This window comes from Vibrio sp. vnigr-6D03 (genome assembly GCF_002835515.1).
Classification (GTDB): Bacteria; Pseudomonadota; Gammaproteobacteria; order Enterobacterales; family Vibrionaceae; genus Vibrio; species Vibrio penaeicida.
Genome location: NZ_PIZL01000015.1, coordinates 64,738 through 84,283 on the forward strand (window position 1 = coordinate 64,738; position 19,546 = coordinate 84,283).

The window sequence follows — 19,546 nt, forward strand, 5'->3', positions numbered from 1 at the left end:
TCTATCGGTCAACAGACTGTTGAGTTAATTCTTTAATCGCATTCGCTACATATTGATCAGCATTGGGTTTTGCCGACTTTTGGGCTTTACTTGCCATCTGTACCAAACTCGCCCTATCTAGCTGCTTTATGGCTTCTGATAATTTTTCTGAAGTCAGGTCCGGTTGCTCAATCATAATCGCGGCATTAGCATCAACAAGATGATCGGCGTTCAATGCTTGTTGGCGATCTTTATGCATAAAAGGTACAAAGATTGCGCCGACTCCAGCAGATGATATCTCAGAGACGGTGAGTGCACCGGATCGACATACAACTAGGTCTGCCCATTCATAAGCAGCTGATACGTCATCAATAAACTCGGTTGCTTCGGCTTGAATACCAGTACTTTCGTAGGCTGACTGGACAGACTCTTGGTTTCCTTTACCTGCTTGATGGCGAATAACATAGCCGTTTCCAAGCAAAGCTGCTGTTTCAGGCAATGTTGTATTGAGGATTCTTGCCCCTTGGCTTCCACCCATCACCAAAATACGTATGTCGCCTTCACGGGACGCGATACGAGATTCTGCAGAACCAAGAGTAGTCACATCTTTTCTCACAGGGTTACCCACTACCGGAACATCTTTAAAAGCACCGGGAAAGGCCTGAAAGACTTTGGTTGCGATTTTAGATAACCACTGATTCGTTAAACCTGCTACCGCATTTTGCTCATGAAGAACCAAAGGAATACCCGATAACCAAGCCGCAACACCGCCAGGTCCACTGACATATCCGCCCATTCCTAACACCACGTCAGGCTGCCATGCTTTGATGTGCTTTTTGGCTTGAAAGATAGCATTGAGAATTTGAAAAGGTGCTTTAATCAATTTTAAAACACCCTGCCCACGAAGACCTTTCACTTGAATAAAGTCGATATCAATGCCGTGTTTTGGGACAAGGTCGGCTTCCATACGGTCAGCCGTGCCTAACCAACGAATTTCCCACCCTTCATCTTGCAAGCATTTGGCAACAGCAAGCCCCGGGAAAACATGCCCCCCCGAACCACCAGCCATCACTAATAAACGTTTATTTTGTTTCATTTGAGTTCTTATTTTCAGGAATCTTTATTTGTTGCGACAGTCGCCGCTCATGATCAATCCGCATTAATATTGCCACCGCGACACACATCACGATTAAACTGGAACCACCATAACTAATCAGCGGCAGAGTGAGCCCTTTAGTCGGAACCATACCCGCAGCAGCACCAACATTGACCAGTGTTTGAAAAGCAAACCATATGCCAATACCAAATGCCAAGTATCCACCAAACATTTGCTTTGCTTCAAACGCTTTCTTTCCAATAAATATTGCTTTCAGTACTAACGCAAAAATCAACATCAGTACAATGCTAACGCCAACAAATCCAAGCTCTTCGGCGATCACCGCAAAAACAAAGTCTGTATGTGCTTCAGGAAGGTATTCTAACTTTTGAATGGAATTACCTAGCCCCTGACCAAACCAACCACCACGACCAAATGCCATCAAGGATTGAGTCAACTGATAGCCGCTACCAAATGGGTCGTCCCATGGGTCTAAAAAAGATGTAACTCGTCGTACTCGATAAGGCTCCACCAAGATCAACACAACAACGCCAGCTATCCCAACCATCATCAGCGCCAAAAACTGCCACAGTTTTGCACCTGCAATGAATAACAGTCCGAACATGGTCACCAGCATGACAATCACAGTGCCCAAATCTGGCTGCCCCAACAATAAAAGAGCAACAAGGCCGAAAACGATAATGGGCTTCATAAAGCCACCGAAGAACGTTTTCCTTACTTCGTCTTGTTTTCGAACCAAATAACCTGCCATAAACATGAACAAGGATAACTTGGTCAATTCTGCTGGCTGCAAGTTGAAAACCCCTAACGGGATCCAGCGCGAAGCACCATTCACGGACTTGCCTGCCACCAGCACAACAATCAATAGAACAAAACAAATCCCCAATAATATATGGCTGTATTTAAACCAACGATCCATGGGGATTTGAACAACAACTGAAGCAGTAGCAAGCCCCACAACACAAAACGCAAGCTGCTTATACATGAAGTAAAATGGTGTATCTGTAAGGCGACTACTAACGGGAAAAGAAGCTGATGTCACCATGACTAAGCCGATAAGCATTAGACCAAACGACAGCCAAAGTAGCTGCCTATCAAACAGTGCTTTGGGTGCTGGTTCAAATAGCCAGTGTTTGCAGTCTGAAAATGTTTCGATTAAGCGTCCCAACAGAATTCCCTTTAGCCTTACAAGGACGAGTAACGTTGAGCGAGTTGAGTAAACGCATCGCCACGCGCCATAAAGTTTGGATATTGGTCAAAACTGGCACAAGCAGGGGACAGCATAACGATATCACCAGCGTTTAACTTGGATGAAATGCTCGCTAATGCCTCATCCATAGTATTCCAGCGGATAGCTGACGGGTGCAAAGACAAAAACTCGCTGCCATCTTCGCCGTAACAATGCAATGTCACTGGTAAAGACGCCAATACGGGTTCAAGTTCAGAAAAATCGGCACCTTTTCCATCACCACCAACCAACAGATGAAGTTGTCCTTCACATTGTAACCCCGACAAAGCGGCTAAAGTACTGGCGACATTGGTAGCTTTGGAATCATTCACCCACTTTACGCCATTGGATTGAGCAACAACCTGACAACGGTGGGTTAATCCAGTGTAGTTTTGGAGAGCGGAAACAGATGAATGGTAGTCGATACCTGCCGCATCAAGTAAAGCCATGGCGACCAAGGCATTCATACTATTATGTTGACCGACAAGACTTAAAGAAGAAGTCGGAACAAAGGGCTCATCGCCTTTCGCGAGAAAAACGTCATCATTCACTGTTTTCAAACAATAATCTGCATTGGAAGGTGCAAAAGTGATGATATCACCGGAATAATTAGGCGTTGGGAACGTCGCTGAATCCTGTTGATTAACAATGGCTTTTTGGGCATTTAAGAAAATTCGCTGCTTGGCAGCACCATAGCCGGCAAAATCATCATATCGATCCATATGATCTTCGGTCAGGTTCAAATAAGCGGCAGCAACTAAAGGTAAGTTCGATGTCGTTTCCAATTGGAAGCTCGATAATTCAAGCACGTAAAGATCGGCATCCTCTGCAAGGAGATCCAAAGCAGGAATCCCAATATTACCACCAACTCTTGTTTTACAACCCGCAGCATTAGCCATCACACCAGTCAAATCGGTAACGGTGCTTTTACCATTTGACCCAGTAATAGCGATAACGGGTTTGGTGACTGCCCAACCAAACAATTCAATATCACCGACAACGGGTACACCTTGTTCAATAGCACGCTGCAATTCTGGTGTAGCTAACGCAATACCGGGGTTCGCCACAATGAGGTCAGCATTCTTAAGCCAGCTCTCATTCCAACTTCCAGTGTGGACGGCAACATCCTCATTCAGTTTATCCAAACCCGGAGGATCTTCTCGAGTATCGATGACTTTCACATTAAGAGGTTGCTTCTGGCGCAGCAAATGATTGACGACGGACAGGCCTGTAATACCAAGCCCCACTACCACGACGTCTTTCAGGTTCTCCCAACGCTGATTGTTTGGATTTACATTCATCGATTAACGTACCTTCAAGGTCGCCAGACCAATAAGAACCAAAATAATAGAGATGATCCAGAAGCGTACAATAACGCGAGGTTCTGGCCAGCCTTTCAATTCGTAGTGATGGTGAATAGGTGCCATACGGAAAATACGTTGACCACGAAGTTTGTATGATCCAACTTGAAGGATAACGGATACCGTTTCCATCACGAACACGCCCCCCATGATCACCAACAGAAGTTCTTGGCGTACTAATACCGCGATGGTGCCAAGCGCTCCACCTAATGCAAGAGAGCCGACATCACCCATGAAGACCTGTGCAGGGTATGTGTTGAACCACAAAAAGCCCATACCAGCACCAACGATCGCAGTACACACTACAACCAGTTCACTGGTGTAAGGGATATGAGGGATATGCAGGTATGCAGCAAAATTCACGTTACCCGTCGCCCACGCGATAACAGCAAAACCCGCGGCAACCATTACCGTTGGCATAATCGCGAGACCATCTAACCCATCGGTTAAGTTCACCGCGTTACTGGTACCAACGATCACGAAATACGTAAATACAATATACAGTAAGCCCAGTTGAGGCATGACATCTTTAAAGAATGGCACTACTAATTGAGTTGCCGCTGTATCTTTACCATGCGCATAAAGTGCAAACGCGACGACAAGTGCAATACTCGATTGCCAGAAGTATTTCCAACGAGCGATAAGACCATCGGTATTTTTACGTACAACTTTACGATAATCATCGACAAACCCAACAGCACCATATCCTAATAAGACCGCCATTACAGCCCAGACATAAGGGTTGGATAAATCAGCCCAGAGTAAAACCGTTATTGCAATGGAGGATAGAATCATCAATCCCCCCATTGTCGGAGTACCGCGCTTGCTAAAATGAGATTCAGGACCGTCATTGCGAACAACTTGACCGATTTGCAGCATTTGCAAACGCTCAATTAATCGAGGCCCCATCCATAATGAAAGGCCTAGAGCGGTCAATACGCTGAGGATGGCACGAAAAGAAAGGTATTCGAACAATCGAAAGAAAGAAAAATATGGCTGAAGTAACTCCGCGAGCCAAATAATCATTATTGAATCTCCTTCAAAGCAGCGACTACTTTGCTCATTCCGGCGCTATTCGCCCCTTTGACCAAAAGTGTGTGCATTTGATTTTGTTGTGTTTCTAGCTGCTGCTTAATAAATTGGATCATCGCGTCGTGAGAATCAAAATGTTGCCCACCACATTCTTCGCTGATCACTTTTGTGTCGTCCCCGTAGGTCAACACATATTCAAAATTAAATGGTGCCGAATGTTGTCCGACTTCACGATGAAGTTCAAGGCTTTCGTCACCTAATTCCGCCATGAAGCCCAAAATTAACCAGCGCACGCCGTCGTAATGATTCAGTAGATCAGCGGCGGCTTTCATAGCAGGAACACTGGCATTGTAACTATCATCGATAAGGCGAACATGTTCATTGAGCTTGATCACTTCTACCCGACCCGAAACATTTGTCATGTTAGCCAGACCCGATTGTATTTCTGTCAGCGTAGCGCCAGCGTTTTGTCCAAGCGCAGCTGCCGCTACAGCGTTAGCAACATTGTGCTCACCAACTAAGGTTAAACTCACTGATGCATTGCCAAGCGGGGTACAAAGCGTAAAAGAGGGAAGCCCTTCTTCAGATATTTCAATATCTTTTGCGAAAAAATCAGCGCTGAAATCTGAAGCAGAAAACGTAACGACTTGCTTATCGCTTAACGTTTCCTCCCAAAATGCCAAGCCATTACTGTCTTTATTTACAACAGCAATATCGTTACTGGACAACCCTTGAAAAATTTCACCTTTTGCTTGTTTTACTCCGTCCATAGAGCCAAAACCTTCAAGGTGCGCAGCCGCCACATTGTTTACTAGCGCTATTTTGGGCTTCACTATGCGAGTCGTGTAGGCAATCTCTCCAATATGATTAGCCCCCAGCTCAATAACGGCATAGTCGTTTTTCTTTTCTGAGCGAAGCAATGTTAAAGGCACACCAAACTCATTGTTAAAGTTGCCAAGCGTTGCCAATACGTGACCTTTTTGACGCAAGACTGCACTCAACATTTCTTTCACTGTCGTCTTTCCGCAGCTTCCTGTTAGAGCTATAGTTAAGCTCTCGCTTTGTTCGTGTACCCAAGAACCAAGCGCGCCAAGTGCTTTTGTTGTGTCTTCCACGATTATTTGCGGTATGTCGATGGGAAGCTCACGCTCAACTAAAAGCGCTTTTGCCCCTTTGTCTATCGCTTGCTGGCAAAAATCATGGGCATCAAATCGCTCACCCACGATTGCGATAAACAAGGCTGATTCCTCAATGGTGCGAGTGTCCGTTGAGACAGAATGTATCTGAACATCCTCTCCCTTCAACGTCCCTTCAAGAATTTGACTTGCTTGAGAAAGGTAAAAACTTATCATCCCATGATTCCTAATAATTGCTCCGCGGTTTCCCTATCCGAATAGTGCACCGTTTTGTCAGCCAATACTTGGTAGTCTTCGTGCCCTTTGCCTGCCAATAAAATAATGTCATTTTCAGATGCATTGCGCAGAGCATACGAGCAAGCATCAAACCTATCATGCTTAATCACCACCCTATCTGGCTGCTTCATGCCACCAAGCATATGCTTAACGATTATTTCAGGGGACTCACTTCTTGGGTTGTCATCCGTTAAAATTGCGTGATCGGCCAGCCTTTCTGCTATGTCCGCCATCATAGGGCGCTTACCAATATCTCTATCACCACCACATCCAAAGATTGCCCATAACTTCCCTTCGCAATGGACACGTAATGCCGATAACGCTTTTTCTAATGCATCGGGTGTATGTGCATAGTCCACTACAACTTTGGCTTTGCCGCTACGCTGGAAGAGCTCCATACGGCCAATAACAGGGGAAAGCCTAGGTGCGGCTTCTATTAACGCTTCTTTTTCAAAGCCCAATTCCAACAAAGAACCAAACGCAAGCAATATGTTACTTGCATTAAAAGCACCAATCAGAGGAACGGAAAGCTTGCCAGCCCCCCAATTACCGTTAAATGAGAGCTCAATACCTTTGGTGCTGTATTTCACCTCTGTGGCATATAGGGACTTTTCTGTATTTGGATTTGACTCTAAAGACACCGCCAAAGGCGACGATAGCTGTTGGACCCATTGCGCCCCGACCGAATCATCGACATTTATCACGGCTTTGCGGCAGTCATGGTCTCGGAACAAAGTAAATTTCGCATCAGCGTAGGACTTCATGGTTTCATGGTAGTCAAGATGATCACGACTCAGGTTAGAAAATACGCCTACGGAAAAAGTCAGGGCCTTCACTCTTCCTTCAATCAAACCATGAGAAGAGACTTCAATAGCCGCATGCTCTGCACCTTGCTGTCTTAGGTTAGATAAGGTTTCAACCACTTCAATGGCACTGCCAGTTGTGTTTAACGCAGGTTTAATATCGTGGAGAAAGCCATTACCGGCCGTGCCCATTACTGCGGCTTTTTGACCAACCAGTTCTATCCATTGAGCGATGATTTGCGTAATGGTGGTTTTTCCATTGGTCCCAGTGACACCAATAAGCTTGGCATCTATATCACCATATGCTCGCAAAGCAATTGCCGATAAGATCATATTCAAATCGCTGAGATAAACGATCAACGTACCGCTTTGCTCTTCATAGCTACCATGTGGGTGCTCTTCGGTTGCCTGAGCAATTACTGCAACAGCTCCGCTGTTAACAGCCGCAGGAATAAAATCATGACCATTGACTGCATGGCCTGAAAGCGCCACGAATGTGTCACCTGGCTGTACTTTTCGACTATCCAATACTAACTGAGTAATACGAACGTTAAATTCTTCAGGAATATTTGCATCTGTCCATGGACGAATCAGAGAAGCTAAATTATGCACGCAATTTCCTCTTATCTATTCTTTAGAAATTCTATTATTCCGAAAACTGATTTTCATCCGGTGCGACATTGAGAATTTGCAGTGCACCTTTCATAATTTCAGAAAAAACAGGTGCAGCAACGGTACCACCGTAATACTGGTCACCTTGCGGTTCATTCACCACCACAACTAATGCCAGCCTTGGATCGCTTACTGGTGCAATACCTGCTGTATAAGCAAAATATTCGTCACTATAGCCACCAGCCGTTGCTTTACGGGATGTCCCCGTTTTGGCGGCAATCCGATAACCCGGAACGGCAGCACGTGTGGCACTGCCCCCTTTTTGGGTTACCTTCTCCATCATATTCAGAACTAACTTTACGTTATGCTCATCGATCACTTGTTTTGAAATATCGTGCTTATTGTTTTTCACAATGTGCAAAGGTCGATACATTCCATAATTACCCAAGGTCGCGTAAGCATGCGCGAGTTGAATTGGTGAAACCGATAGCCCATAACCAAATGATAGCGTTGCGATTTCAAACTTAGACCAACGACGTCGCGATGGGAATATACCGGTTGTTTCGCCAACAAGGTTCAAACCACTGACTTCGCCAAACCCAACAGAGCTGTACATTCCCAGCAATGCTTCCAGCGGCATAGCGAGCGCTAACTTAGTGACGCCGATATTACTCGATTTTTTTAATATGGTGGTGAGATCGGCTTTCCCGACCTTCGAGACATCTCTTACTCGACTTCCGCCAATTTGTAGAATGCCATTACCCGTATCAATTTCTGTATTTTCTTCAGCCACACCATTTTCTAGAGCGGCCAATACGACGAAAGGTTTCACTGTCGAACCCGGCTCGAATGCATCTGTAATGGTGCGGTTTCTCATTCGAAAACTTTGTCGTTGAGAACGATTGTTTGGGTTGTAAGATGGCGCATTAACCATCGCCAGTACTTCGCCAGTTTTAACATCCAGAAGCACCGCTGAAGCCGAAGTCGCATTGTGATCGGCCACAGCCTGTTTCATCGCTCGGTACGCGATGGACTGCAATCTTTGGTCCACAGTAAGTTGAAGTGGTTGCCCTTCTTCTCTTTCTTCGAGCGAGATGTTTTCGACAACCCGCCCAAAGCGATCTTTTCTAATGGTGCGTTTGCCTGCCTCACCCATGAGCCATTTGTCGTACGAACGTTCTATACCTTCAAGCCCATGTCCATCGATTCCAGTCACACCTATCAAGTGAGCACTAACTTCACCAGAGGGGTAATAACGTCGAGATTCTTGCTTTAGCCCTACACCCGCTAACTTTAATTCTCGAATATAATTTGCCATGGCAGGGCTGACTTGGCGTTGAAGATAGATAAAACGGCGCGATTTATTCTTATTGATGCGCGTAATAAGTTTTTGGCGGTCCATTCCAAGTACGTCGGCCAATGCATACCAGCGCTCTATCGGCTCTAGTCCGGACTCTTTAAATATGGTGACTGGATCTGCCCAAACGGCTTCAACGGGTACGGAGACAGCAAGTTGCTCCCCGTTCCGATCAGAAATAATCCCCCGAGCAGAAGGCAGCGCCTTGACACGAACAGAGCGTAAATCACCCTGTCTAATTAGATTATCTGGCTCAATGACCTGAATGTAAGCCAACCGCGCTAATAATGCCCCCATAACACACACAACGAACCCAAGTACAACAGCAAAACGCCAACGGATAAGAATTGGCGTTTCTTTTTCGGGTTGTTTTCTTGTGTTAGAAGTGGTTTTAGACTTACTCATTGGAAAGAAACTATGACCTCTTTGTCGGCATCAGGACGCTTCATATCTAACTCTTTCTGGGCCATTTCTTGCACACGACTGTGCTCTGCCAACGCATTCTCTTCCAGTATTAAGTTTCGCCATTCGTTATCTAAACGATCCCTTTCAACCAGTTCGCTATCACGTTGGTGAATGGCAGCTCTCGTATCGTGCGTGGTATGCACAACCCACATCGCTGAGGCAAACGCTAATAATAGTAGGGTCGCAGGCACTCTTCCGACGGTAACAATGTCGATAAAAATGAGCTTGGCGAGATTCGGAGAAGCGTCCTTGGCACTCGGCATTAGAGTTTTTCCGCAATCCTTAAAACTGAACTGCGTGAACGCGTATTTTCATCCACTTCTTGTTTCGAAGGTTTGATGGCTTTACTGAGCGTTTTCATTCGCGCGCTGCCCAATGCCTTAATTTGATCTTCCGTCATTGGGATACCATGAGGCACTTCAGGTCCTTTACTCTCTTTTCGCATGAAACGCTTGACCATGCGATCTTCGAGAGAATGAAAACTGATGACAGAAAGACGCCCTTCTGCCGCTAAAATCTCAGCCGCCCCTTTCAAAGCGGTATCGATCTCTTCCAATTCACTATTGATGTAAATTCGGAACGCTTGAAAACTGCGAGTCGCTGGGTGCTTTTTCTCTTTGAAATTTTTAGGGGCTGCATCTGAAATCAACTTAGCGAGCTGACCTGTACGTGTCATTGGCTCGTTTTCTTCATTTTCACGATAGGCAACAATGGCTTTAGCAATTCGTCTTGCGTGCTTATCTTCACCAAATTCACGAATGACCCACGTAATGTCATCTAAATCGGCTTCTTTTAGCCACTCAGAAACCGGCATACCTGACGTCGGATCCATTCTCATGTCCAATGGACCATCTTTCATGAAACTGAATCCACGTTCAGCGTCATCTAGTTGTGGAGAGGAAACACCAAGGTCAAGAAGCACACCATCAACTTTTCCTACAAGATCATAGCGCTCGGCGTATTCTGCAATACCCGAAAATGGACCATGAACAATAGTAAAGCGAGGATCATCAATTTTTTGGGCTTCAGCAATCGCCGTCGGATCGCGATCGATACTGAACAAGCGACCGTTTTCTCCCAACTTAGAAAGAATGGTTCGGCTATGACCACCACGACCAAAAGTGCCGTCTATATAAATGCCGTCGGGTTTAATTGCCAACCCATCAATGGATTCATTTAGTAAAACGGAAATGTGCTGAAAAGTTTCTGTCATGGTTTTCTCTTGTGCCGAATGGCGAAAATAAAGCAAGGGTTTAGTGTACTGATTTCGCTCTTTGCTGCCAGTACTTAATCTTATTTTGTTAGCTTTTGTATCTAAGTCTCGCTTAGTTTAGCCACAATAGTCTTAAATGCGTCAGCAAATAGCAAAAAACCCATCATTACTCGGTAAAGTAATGATGGGTTCTGAATAGGTGGAGTCGACACATAAGCCGGGTTCTGTTCCGCTTGCGCGGCAGTAGCCATTCGTCTAGGCCAGCAATCGCTCACTGGCTCAAGCAACCTACCCGCTTCCTTACGCGAGCAACGCAATGTGGAAGCCTATTTGGTCTTGCTCCGGGTGGAGTTTACCTTGCTACGAACTGTTGCCAGTCGCACGGTGCGCTCTTACCGCACCCTTTCACCCTTACCTGTGCCCTTCCCGAAGGAAATAGGTCATCGGCGGTTTTCTCTCTGCTGCACTTGTCGTGGGCTTGCGCCCCCCAGGCGTTACCTGGCACCCTGCTCTTTGGAGCCCGGACTTTCCTCCCCTCCGTCAGTCTCCCGAAGGACATCAACGAAGCAGCGACTACCCAGTCAACTCCGACCGCGGATTGTATAGAGATAGATGCCTACTGTCTAGGGGCTCATTAGGGTTGACGATATTTTTAATGCCAATCGTATAAAACTCAACCAACTCATCGACGAGTCTTAATCTAAATGCTCCAATCCCCATTTATACAGAGCATTTTTTTTGAGGTTGTATATTTCGGCCGTCATTGCTGCCGCTTTTTTGAGTGGTAACTCTTTGGTTAAAATACTCAAAGTACGAGTCACCTCATCAGGTATTTCTTCTGTGGCTTGCTCTCGGTGACCGTGTATGAGCAGCACCATTTCACCTTTTTTACGGTTGTCATTTTCTTCAATCCAAGGAATAAGTTCGCCTAACGGCATCCCCTGAATGGTTTCATACGTTTTGGTCAGTTCGCGGGCTAGAACCACTTCCCTATCAGCACCAAGGATCTCAAGCATGTCTTTGAGAGAGTCCATGATACGGTGTGGCGACTCATAAAAAATACAGGTACGTTCAGCTTTGGCAATTTCAAGGAACTTATCTTTTCGACCTTTACTCTTAGGAGGAAGAAAACCTTCAAAACTGAATCGATCGGAAGGCAGCCCCGCAGCGCTCAATGCTGTCACCACAGCACAGGCACCTGGTAATGGCACAACTTTGACACCCGCCTGACGACATTGATTCACTAGGTGATACCCTGGATCACTGATTAATGGCGTTCCAGCATCGGAAACCAGAGCAATAGAAAGCCCTTGTTGTAACCTCTCAACCAGTACTTGCGCTTTTTGTTGTTCATTGTGATCATGCAGAGCGAATGTTTTCGTCGATATATTGAAGTGGGAAAGTAGCTTGCCTGTGTGTCGGGTATCTTCAGCGGCAATAAGATCCACGTTGGATAAAACTTCTATGGCTCGCTGCGTAATATCTCCCAAATTTCCGATTGGGGTGGGAACAATATAGAGAGTTGAGACCTCAGACGGGGAAGAATTGTTGTCTGTCATTTGTTTACCATCACTTCAACGATTAATATAGAGACAATTTTGTATTTGTTTAACAAGAACTCATGGCTATGAAGCACCAGAATAAATTTAGTGTACCACGCCTTCTGACCCCTATCGCCTTGGCAGTAACTTTAGCGGCGTGTTCGACTACTTCACAAACACCTGTGAATATTGACGTTACACAAGATCCAACGCAAAGTGCACAGGCCTATGTCATGCAAGCCGACAGTGCGAAAGGTGGCACCCAAAATGATCTTCTGATCATGGCGTTAAAAGCGGCTTTGCAAGAAAACGATTTGGTCAGAGCCGATCATTTAGTAAAACGTCTATCTAAGCAAGCTTTATCACCTGTGCAAATGGCTGAATGGCAAATTTCGCGCGCGCAATTGCTCTTCCGTACAGGTGAAATTCAATCCGCTCTGCAACAGCTGAATTATCAGCCTTGGTGGGAGCTAAATAATGCTCAGTGGAGTGAATATCATGAATTTCGTGCGCAGTTGTTTGAGTTGCTATCGGATCACCTAAACGCCAGCCGAGAATATATTGCTGCTAATCAGTATTCGTTTGAAGATGCGCAAGTACGAAATCATCAGAATATTTGGCTCAACCTGAGTACGTACTCTGAGTACGATATTACTTCTCTACAAGTTGAGGATGGGGAATCCGAATTACAAGGCTGGCTCCAACTTGCCGTCTACATGAAAACCATTTCCGGGAATCCTGCTCAACTCAAAAGTACATTAGAAACTTGGTTTGCAGCCAATCCAGAGCACCCAGCGAACATCTATACTCCTGATGATGTACAAGCCATTCTTGCCCTAGAAATCATTAAGCCTACAAATACTGGGCTGGTACTGCCTCTCAGTGGAAAATATGGGAAGCAAGGTCAGTTGGTTCGCGATGGTTTCATTCATGCAATGATGGATGATTTTAATCGAGAAGACATGGCGACGTTGACGGTTCTTGATTCCGCTGCACTTTCAACCGATGAAATACAGCAAGAGCTTGAAAAACGTCATGTGGATTTTGTTGTGGGCCCATTGGTAAAAGACAAAGTGGAAGTGCTTCAACAATCGACACAACTTCCCATGCTTGCACTCAATATCCCAGACGCAAAGCTACCTGAAACTCGTGTGTGTTATTTCACGCTCTCGCCTGAACAAGAGGTTGCTCAAGCCGCGAAATATCTATTTGCAAACGGGTTCCAATATCCACTGATTCTTGCTCCTGTAGGAGGCTTTGGTGAGCGAGTCACTCAAGCATTCAAGTCAGAATGGGAAAAATACAGTAAGAACCCAGCAGCGTTCAGCTATTTCGGTAACAAGTCCCAGCTTCAAAAGAACATCAACTCAGTCTTTGGTCTAGCAGACAGTCAAGCGCGCATAGCCCAACTTAACCGCCTAATCAACATTCAAACAGAGTCTCAACCTCGCAGCCGTCGCGATATTGATGCAGTCTATGTTGTGGCTAAAAGTTCCGAGCTGACCCTCATTAAACCTTTCATTGAAGTGGCCATCAATCCAGACACAACGCCTCCTAAGCTGTTTTCAAACTCGCGGAGTAATAGTGGGAAAAAGCGTCAGTATGAAGACTTAAGTGGTGTGGTTTACAGTGACATTCCGATGCTGATTGAGCAAAACTCTGCTTTAAAGGCACAACTTGAAGAAAACTGGCCGAAAAGTGGTAATGTAGAAAAACGCCTACATGCGCTTGGAATGGATGCATACAAGCTGATCTTAGAGTTGCCACAAATGAAAGTTATGCCAGAATACTCGGTTAAAGGGCAAACTGGCACTCTAACCATTAATAACGAGTGTGTGGTTCAGCGCGAAGTTAGCTGGGCTGAGCATGAGGCTATTTAACCGTAGAGCGCTAGGTGAACGATACGAATCCTTTGCCAGTAAGTTTCTTGCTGGTAAGGGATTAAAACCGATTGAGTCTAATTTTAATACCAAAGTTGGTGAATTAGATTTGATAATGAAAGAACAAAGCACTGTGGTGTTTGTCGAGGTAAAGTATCGTAAACAAAGCCACTATGGACACGCAGCGGAAATGGTAACACCAGCAAAACAGCGAAAGCTGGTTAAAGCCGCTATGATATGGCTAAGTAAGAACAACTTATCTCCTTACGATACCGACTTCCGGTTTGACGTCGTTGCCATTCATGATGAAGGACGCCAAGTTGAGTGGATAAAAAACGCAATAACTCAAGGATAATCGATGCTAGACAGCATTAAAGAAAGCTTTACAGAAAGTATTCAAATTCAAATTGCTGCAGCCGAAGCGCTGCCTGATCACATTATGCATGCCGCGCAGGCAATGGTGACCAGTTTACTTAATGGCAATAAAATTCTTTGTTGTGGTAATGGCGGATCAGCCTCAAACGCTCAACAATTTGTTTCTTGCCTTCTTAATCGTTTTGAAACTGAAAGACCAAGCCTTCCAGCAATGGCACTTACGGCAGACAATACAACTTTAACTGCTGTCGCCAACGATTATCACTACCAAGAAATTTTTTCCAAACAAGTACGAGCATTTGGGCAAGCAGGCGATATTCTTCTCGCCATATCAACGAGCGGAAATAGCAAAAACATCATCAAAGCAATGGAAGCAGCTGTAACCCGTGATATGACTATTATCGCATTCACAGGTAAAGATGGCGGCGAGATGGCGGGGTTGTTAGGCGAGTCTGATGTCGAAATTCGCATTCCATCCCATCGAACTGCTCGTATCCATGAAGTTCACATGGTAACCCTACATTGTCTGTGTGACCTTATCGACCAAGTGCTCTTTCCTTCGCATGACGAGTAGTTAGAAAACATGATGTTCTGTTGAGTAAGCAGCTTGGTATTTTTACGAGAGGTACAGAAATGAGAAAATGGTTATTAGCCGCAGCTTGCAGTTTAAGCCTTACAGGTTGTGCTGGATTACTGGTGGCTGGCGCAGCAACCACTGCCAATATCGTTTCAGATACACGCACGACTCAGGAGCAATGGCAGGATAGCCAATTGGAATTTGAGGTAGCCGGAATTGGAAACAAAGCCCCTTATACTGGACACGTAAAGGCAACGGCAACGGCCTTTCGTGGCAAGGTTATTCTAATTGGTCAAGCTGTCACTCAAGACTACAAAGAGCAATTCGGTGTTAGAGTATCAGAAACTAAAGGGGTAAGTAGCGTATCGAATCAACTGCGTGTTCGCCCGCTGCTTGATTTGCAAACTATTACGCACGACAGCTGGATTACCACTAAAGTCAAAACCAGTTTGATTGCGAACGAAAATCTGACCACAGTAAAAATCAAAGTCATCACTGAAGATGGTGAAGTTTTTTTACTTGGGTATGTTACTCCTGAGCAAGCAGACATCGCGACTGATATTGCGCGCAATATTTCCGGGGTGAAACAAGTGATTCGAGCCTTTGAAATAGCCGAACAAACTTAGCCTAAGGTGAAAGGTGCCTGAATCGATTCTTTATTCTTAGCTAAATAAAAAGCAGCGAAAATTCGCTGCTTTTTTGTATTGTCCGATTAGAGAATAGGAACCTAGTAACTATTTTACGACCCTTAAACTAGGGCGACCTTTCGGTCTCTCAGGTGGAGTATTATCCGATGGAGACTCAACTTGTTCGGATTCCGCAATGCTGTCAACAACATCAAATCCGATATCTTCAGAGTCTTCCTCGACAATGCCTTCCTCTGCGTCTATGTAACCTTCTTCAGGTTCAAACATAGTTCCTGCACCATTTTCACGAGCATATATCGCATGCACAGCGTAAAGGGGTGCGATGACAGAATGAGGTTTACCGCCAAATCGGGCGTTGAAAGTAATCGCATCGTTACTCATTTCCAAGTTACCTACCGCGCGCGGGGCAATATTCAAAATGATCTGACCATCCTGAATAAACTCTTGAGGAACTCGTACACCAGACAATGTTGCATCAACAACCAAATGCGGGGTTAAGTCGTTATCAACTAACCACTCATAAAACGCGCGTACCAAATAAGGACGGCGCGGTGTCATTTTCTCTATATCCATTAACGAACCAAACGCATTTCACGCTCAGCTTCTGTTAAAGAAGCTAAGAACGAATCACGCTCAAATACGCGATTCATGTAAATCTTAAGTTCTTTCGAACCTGGTCCAATTAAATCGATACCTAACGTAGGCAAACGCCATAGAAGCGGAGCCAAGTAGCAATCGATCAAGCTGAATTCTTCACTCATGAAGTATTCGTATTCTGCAAAAATTGGAGCAAGAGTAAGTAGGTCGTTACGCAATTTAGTGCGAGCAGACTCTGCTTCTTCAGCGTTCCCTTTCTGTACCTTTTCTGCCAACGAATACCAGTTGTTCTCAATTCGGAACATCATCAAACGGCTGTTACCACGGGCAACAGGGTAGACTGGCATCAATGGTGGGTGCGGGAAACGCTCATCCAGATACTCCATGATAATCTTGGAGTTATATAGTGCTAGTTCACGGTCGACCAAAGTTGGCACCGTCTTATAAGGGTTTAGTTCGATAAGCTCACTTGGTAAGTTTGCTTCATCAACCAGTTCAACTTCGAAACTCACCCCTTTCTCAGCCAGAACAATACGAACCTGGTGGCTGTACATATCAGAAGCACTAGAAAATAGAGTCATCACGGAACGTTTATTGGCAGCTACAGCCATTGAGCCCTCCAGCACACTTGAAAATAAAAAAAACAATGGAGACCAACTGTCTCCATTGTAGAAAAATTAGCGATGTATTATAGCACGATTAGTGAACATCACGCCAATACTCTTTCTTGAGGAATACTACCACTATAGTCAAGAGAACAAGGAATGCCATAGCCCACCAGCCCATGACATGACGCTCAAGTTTGACTGGGTCACCGGAATACTCCAAGAAATTCACTAAATCCCTAACTGCATCGTCGTATTCCGTCGGGCTGAGTTCTCCGCGGCCATCCGTTTCGATTCGGGCAATCACCTGTTTCTCTTCACCGTTTACAGTGTGTGTTTCATACACTGCAGTTGGAACACCCTGTAACTCTTCAAGTACATGTGGCATACCAACGCTCGGGAATACAACGTTGTTCACCCCAAAAGGACGTGATGGATCAGCATAGAAGGAACGAAGGTAGGTATACAACCAATCTGCCCCACGAACTCGTGCAACCAAAGTCAAATCAGGTGGTGGCGCGCCAAACCAGTTACCAGCTTGCTTATCTGGAATCGAGTTTTCCATCAAAGAACCGATTTTAACTTCCGGATCAAATATCAAATGTTCCTTCATAAGATCGAGAGGAATATTAAGATCAGTCGCTACACGTTCATATCGCTGATACTGCGCTGAGTGACAGCCAAAGCAATAGTTCATAAATAGCTTCGCACCATTTTGCAGAGAAGCCTTATCGCTTAAATCGTTGTTCGCTTTGTCTAGCGGTACATTCGCACCGGCGGCCATCACCAAAGACGGTATCAAAGCAAAAAGCATTACAATCCACTTCTTCATTTGAATGTCACCCTCTCTGGTAATGGTTTCGTGGCTTCATTTTTACTGTAGAAGTACAGCAACACAAAGAACATGAAATAACCCAAACTAAATATCTGCGCCATAAGCGTGTAAGTTGGTGTTGCAGGTAAAGCACCTAAAACACCCAACGCGATAAAACAGATGGTGAACTGAATGATATTGAATAAGTGGAACTTACTGCGATAACGATAAGAACGTACTTTACAACGATCAAGCCATGGAAGTAGGAACAGCACAACAATCGAAGCCCCCATTGCAACCACGCCTAACAACTTATCAGGTACAGCACGTAATATGGCGTAGAAAGGTGTGAAGTACCAAACTGGCGCAATATGCTCTGGTGTTTTCAGCGGGTTTGCTGCTTCAAAGTTAGGTGGCTCAAGGAAGTAGCCTCCCATCTCTGGATTAAAGAACAATACGTAGCAGAAAAGGAATAAGAACCCAGCAACGCCAACCAAATCTTTAACGGTTCCATACGGATGGAAAGGTACCGAATCAATAATGTCGTATTTTTTGCTGTAATAGTCGTGGAATTTGAATTGCGTTTTGTAGTCGTCACCCATACTGCCTTTCGGTAGCTTGGTTTCGATACCATCAGGGTTATTAGAACCGACTTCATGCAGAGCTAAAATATGCAAAACAACAAGAAGTAGCAATACGATGGGTAACGCTATGACGTGAAGTGCAAAGAAGCGGTTAAGCGTCGCACCAGAAATAACATAATCGCCACGAATCCAAAGCGTTAAGTCATCCCCGATTACAGGAATTGCACCAAATAGCGAAATAATTACCTGTGCTCCCCAATACGACATCTGTCCCCAAGGAAGTAGGTAACCCATGAAGGCTTCAGCCATGAGCACGAGGAAGATCAACATACCAAAGATCCACAGTAACTCACGGGGCTTTTGATAAGAGCCGTAAATTAGACCACGGAACATGTGGAGGTATACCACGACAAAGAATGCAGAAGCACCGGTTGAGTGCATGTAGCGGAGTAACCATCCGTATTCCACATCACGCATTATGTATTCAATGGAGGCAAATGCACCATCACCAGACGGTACGTAGTTCATTGTCAACCAGATACCCGTTAAGATCTGATTAACCAAAACCAGCATTGCTAAAGAACCGAAAAGATACCAGAAATTGAAGTTCTTTGGCATTGGGTATTCTGAAAGGTGCTTTTTATAAGCATTCATCGCGGGTAGGCGTTTCTCTACCCAATCAAGTATCGCTTGCATTAGGCTTCCCCTCCATCATCAACCCCAATAAGAATCTTAGAGTCGGTCAAATATGTATGCTTGGGAACAACCAAGTTTAAAGGAGCTGGAACCCCTTGGAATACTCGTCCTGCCATATCAAATTTAGAACCATGACATGGGCAAAAGAACCCAGATTTAACTCCTTGCACTTGTTCGTTAAAGCTATCTGGGAGGTAAGTTGGAGAACAACCCAAGTGAGTACATATTCCAACTGCAACGAAATACTCAGGTTTGATAGACCGGTAAGTATTTTCCGCGTAAGAAGGCTGCTGCTCCTCTGATGACGCAGGGTCACGAAGCTGCCCATCCAGCTCTTTGAGTTCTTCAACAATGGAATTCGAACGACGGACCACCCAAACAGGTTTACCTCGCCATTCAACACGAACCATTTGGCCTTCTTCCAGTTTCCCAATTTCAACTTCAACGGGGGCTCCGGCGGCCTTAGCTTTGGCGCTAGGGTTCCAAGATTTGATAAAAGGAACGGCGACGGCGATACCTCCCACAGCACCCACAACTGCAGTTGTGGCTGTTAGGAAGCGCCGACGTCCGTTATTTATAGGCGCATTGCTCATCCAACATTCTCCCATTTGCTCCCAGTGTCTTATTATTTTTCCGACTTCCAAAAGAGCA

Annotated in this window: 19 protein-coding genes and 1 other RNA gene; 4 read left to right on the forward strand and 16 right to left on the reverse strand. The window is 45.1% G+C overall.

All coding sequences use genetic code 11. The annotated features are described in order from the left end of the window. Position 1: 1 nt before the first annotated feature. The 11 genes from murG to rsmI all read right to left on the reverse strand — a co-directional run bounded on the left by murG (position 2) and on the right by rsmI (position 12,138). Positions 2–1,075, reverse strand: a complete 1,074-nt coding sequence (gene murG, locus CW749_RS12230; protein ID WP_101112421.1) for an undecaprenyldiphospho-muramoylpentapeptide beta-N-acetylglucosaminyltransferase — start codon at positions 1,073–1,075, stop codon at positions 2–4. Continuing rightward, positions 1,062–2,252 (reverse strand): cell division protein FtsW, encoded by a 1,191-nt coding sequence (gene ftsW, locus CW749_RS12235; RefSeq protein WP_101112577.1) that lies wholly within the window; start codon positions 2,250–2,252, stop codon positions 1,062–1,064. The genes murG and ftsW overlap by 14 nt, the downstream gene beginning before the upstream one ends. Before the next feature lie 29 nt (positions 2,253–2,281). Further along, the gene (gene murD, locus CW749_RS12240; RefSeq protein ID WP_101112422.1) at positions 2,282–3,625 is read right to left on the reverse strand and encodes a UDP-N-acetylmuramoyl-L-alanine--D-glutamate ligase; all 1,344 of its coding nucleotides are present in this window, start codon (positions 3,623–3,625) and stop codon (positions 2,282–2,284) included. Between the two features lie 3 nt (positions 3,626–3,628). Continuing rightward, complete coding sequence (mraY, locus tag CW749_RS12245) at positions 3,629–4,711, reverse strand: phospho-N-acetylmuramoyl-pentapeptide-transferase (RefSeq protein ID WP_101112423.1); 1,083 nt, start codon at positions 4,709–4,711, stop codon at positions 3,629–3,631. Continuing rightward, positions 4,711–6,069, reverse strand: a complete 1,359-nt coding sequence (gene murF, locus CW749_RS12250) for a UDP-N-acetylmuramoyl-tripeptide--D-alanyl-D-alanine ligase (protein WP_101112424.1) — start codon at positions 6,067–6,069, stop codon at positions 4,711–4,713. The genes mraY and murF overlap by 1 nt, the downstream gene beginning before the upstream one ends. Then, the gene (gene murE, locus CW749_RS12255) at positions 6,066–7,526 is read right to left on the reverse strand and encodes a UDP-N-acetylmuramoyl-L-alanyl-D-glutamate--2,6-diaminopimelate ligase (protein WP_237322436.1); all 1,461 of its coding nucleotides are present in this window, start codon (positions 7,524–7,526) and stop codon (positions 6,066–6,068) included. The genes murF and murE overlap by 4 nt, the downstream gene beginning before the upstream one ends. Positions 7,527–7,578: 52 nt before the next feature. After that, on the reverse strand, positions 7,579–9,306 hold the full coding sequence (locus CW749_RS12260; protein ID WP_101112426.1) for a penicillin-binding transpeptidase domain-containing protein: 1,728 nt from the start codon (positions 9,304–9,306) through the stop codon (positions 7,579–7,581). Next, positions 9,303–9,629: a cell division protein FtsL gene (gene ftsL, locus CW749_RS12265; RefSeq protein WP_101112427.1), complete on the reverse strand. Its 327-nt coding sequence runs from the start codon at positions 9,627–9,629 to the stop codon at positions 9,303–9,305. Before ftsL ends, CW749_RS12260 begins: the two co-directional genes overlap by 4 nt. After that, positions 9,629–10,579: a 16S rRNA (cytosine(1402)-N(4))-methyltransferase RsmH gene (rsmH, locus tag CW749_RS12270; RefSeq protein ID WP_101112428.1), complete on the reverse strand. Its 951-nt coding sequence runs from the start codon at positions 10,577–10,579 to the stop codon at positions 9,629–9,631. Before rsmH ends, ftsL begins: the two co-directional genes overlap by 1 nt. 197 nt (positions 10,580–10,776) lie before the next feature. After that, an RNA gene (gene rnpB, locus CW749_RS12275) (RNase P RNA component class A) lies at positions 10,777–11,168 on the reverse strand. 106 nt (positions 11,169–11,274) lie between these two features. Next, positions 11,275–12,138, reverse strand: coding sequence for a 16S rRNA (cytidine(1402)-2'-O)-methyltransferase (gene rsmI, locus CW749_RS12280; protein WP_101112429.1), 864 nt, complete (start codon positions 12,136–12,138; stop codon positions 11,275–11,277). Positions 12,139–12,206: 68 nt separating this feature from the next. Between rsmI and CW749_RS12285 the strand changes: the two genes are divergently transcribed. Genes CW749_RS12285 through CW749_RS12300 form a run of 4 tightly spaced genes read left to right on the forward strand, consistent with a single transcriptional unit; the run spans position 12,207 to position 15,578 of the window. After that, a complete protein-coding gene (locus tag CW749_RS12285) occupies positions 12,207–14,000 on the forward strand; it encodes a penicillin-binding protein activator (protein ID WP_101112430.1) in 1,794 nt (597 codons plus the stop codon). Further along, positions 13,987–14,355, forward strand: a complete 369-nt coding sequence (locus CW749_RS12290) for a YraN family protein (RefSeq protein WP_101112431.1) — start codon at positions 13,987–13,989, stop codon at positions 14,353–14,355. Before CW749_RS12285 ends, CW749_RS12290 begins: the two co-directional genes overlap by 14 nt. Before the next feature lie 3 nt (positions 14,356–14,358). Next, the gene (locus tag CW749_RS12295; RefSeq protein ID WP_101112432.1) at positions 14,359–14,949 is read left to right on the forward strand and encodes a phosphoheptose isomerase; all 591 of its coding nucleotides are present in this window, start codon (positions 14,359–14,361) and stop codon (positions 14,947–14,949) included. 59 nt (positions 14,950–15,008) lie between these two features. After that, positions 15,009–15,578, forward strand: coding sequence for a BON domain-containing protein (locus tag CW749_RS12300; protein WP_101112433.1), 570 nt, complete (start codon positions 15,009–15,011; stop codon positions 15,576–15,578). A 108-nt stretch (positions 15,579–15,686) separates the two neighbouring features. On the opposite strand, the gene sspB is transcribed toward CW749_RS12300, so the two are convergent. From sspB to petA, 5 genes are all read right to left on the reverse strand, one after another. Beyond that, positions 15,687–16,172, reverse strand: a complete 486-nt coding sequence (sspB, locus tag CW749_RS12305; RefSeq protein ID WP_101112434.1) for a ClpXP protease specificity-enhancing factor — start codon at positions 16,170–16,172, stop codon at positions 15,687–15,689. Beyond that, positions 16,172–16,807 carry a stringent starvation protein SspA gene (gene sspA, locus CW749_RS12310; protein WP_101112435.1) on the reverse strand — a complete coding sequence of 212 codons (636 nt, stop codon included), beginning with the start codon at positions 16,805–16,807 and terminating at the stop codon, positions 16,172–16,174. Before sspA ends, sspB begins: the two co-directional genes overlap by 1 nt. 88 nt (positions 16,808–16,895) lie before the next feature. After that, positions 16,896–17,633, reverse strand: a complete 738-nt coding sequence (locus CW749_RS12315) for a cytochrome c1 (protein ID WP_101112436.1) — start codon at positions 17,631–17,633, stop codon at positions 16,896–16,898. Then, entirely contained in the window at positions 17,630–18,895 is a 1,266-nt protein-coding gene (locus tag CW749_RS12320) for a cytochrome bc complex cytochrome b subunit (protein ID WP_101112437.1), read from the reverse strand. The genes CW749_RS12315 and CW749_RS12320 overlap by 4 nt, the downstream gene beginning before the upstream one ends. Beyond that, positions 18,895–19,488 carry a ubiquinol-cytochrome c reductase iron-sulfur subunit gene (gene petA, locus CW749_RS12325; protein ID WP_101112438.1) on the reverse strand — a complete coding sequence of 198 codons (594 nt, stop codon included), beginning with the start codon at positions 19,486–19,488 and terminating at the stop codon, positions 18,895–18,897. The genes CW749_RS12320 and petA overlap by 1 nt, the downstream gene beginning before the upstream one ends. Positions 19,489–19,546: the final 58 nt, after the last annotated feature.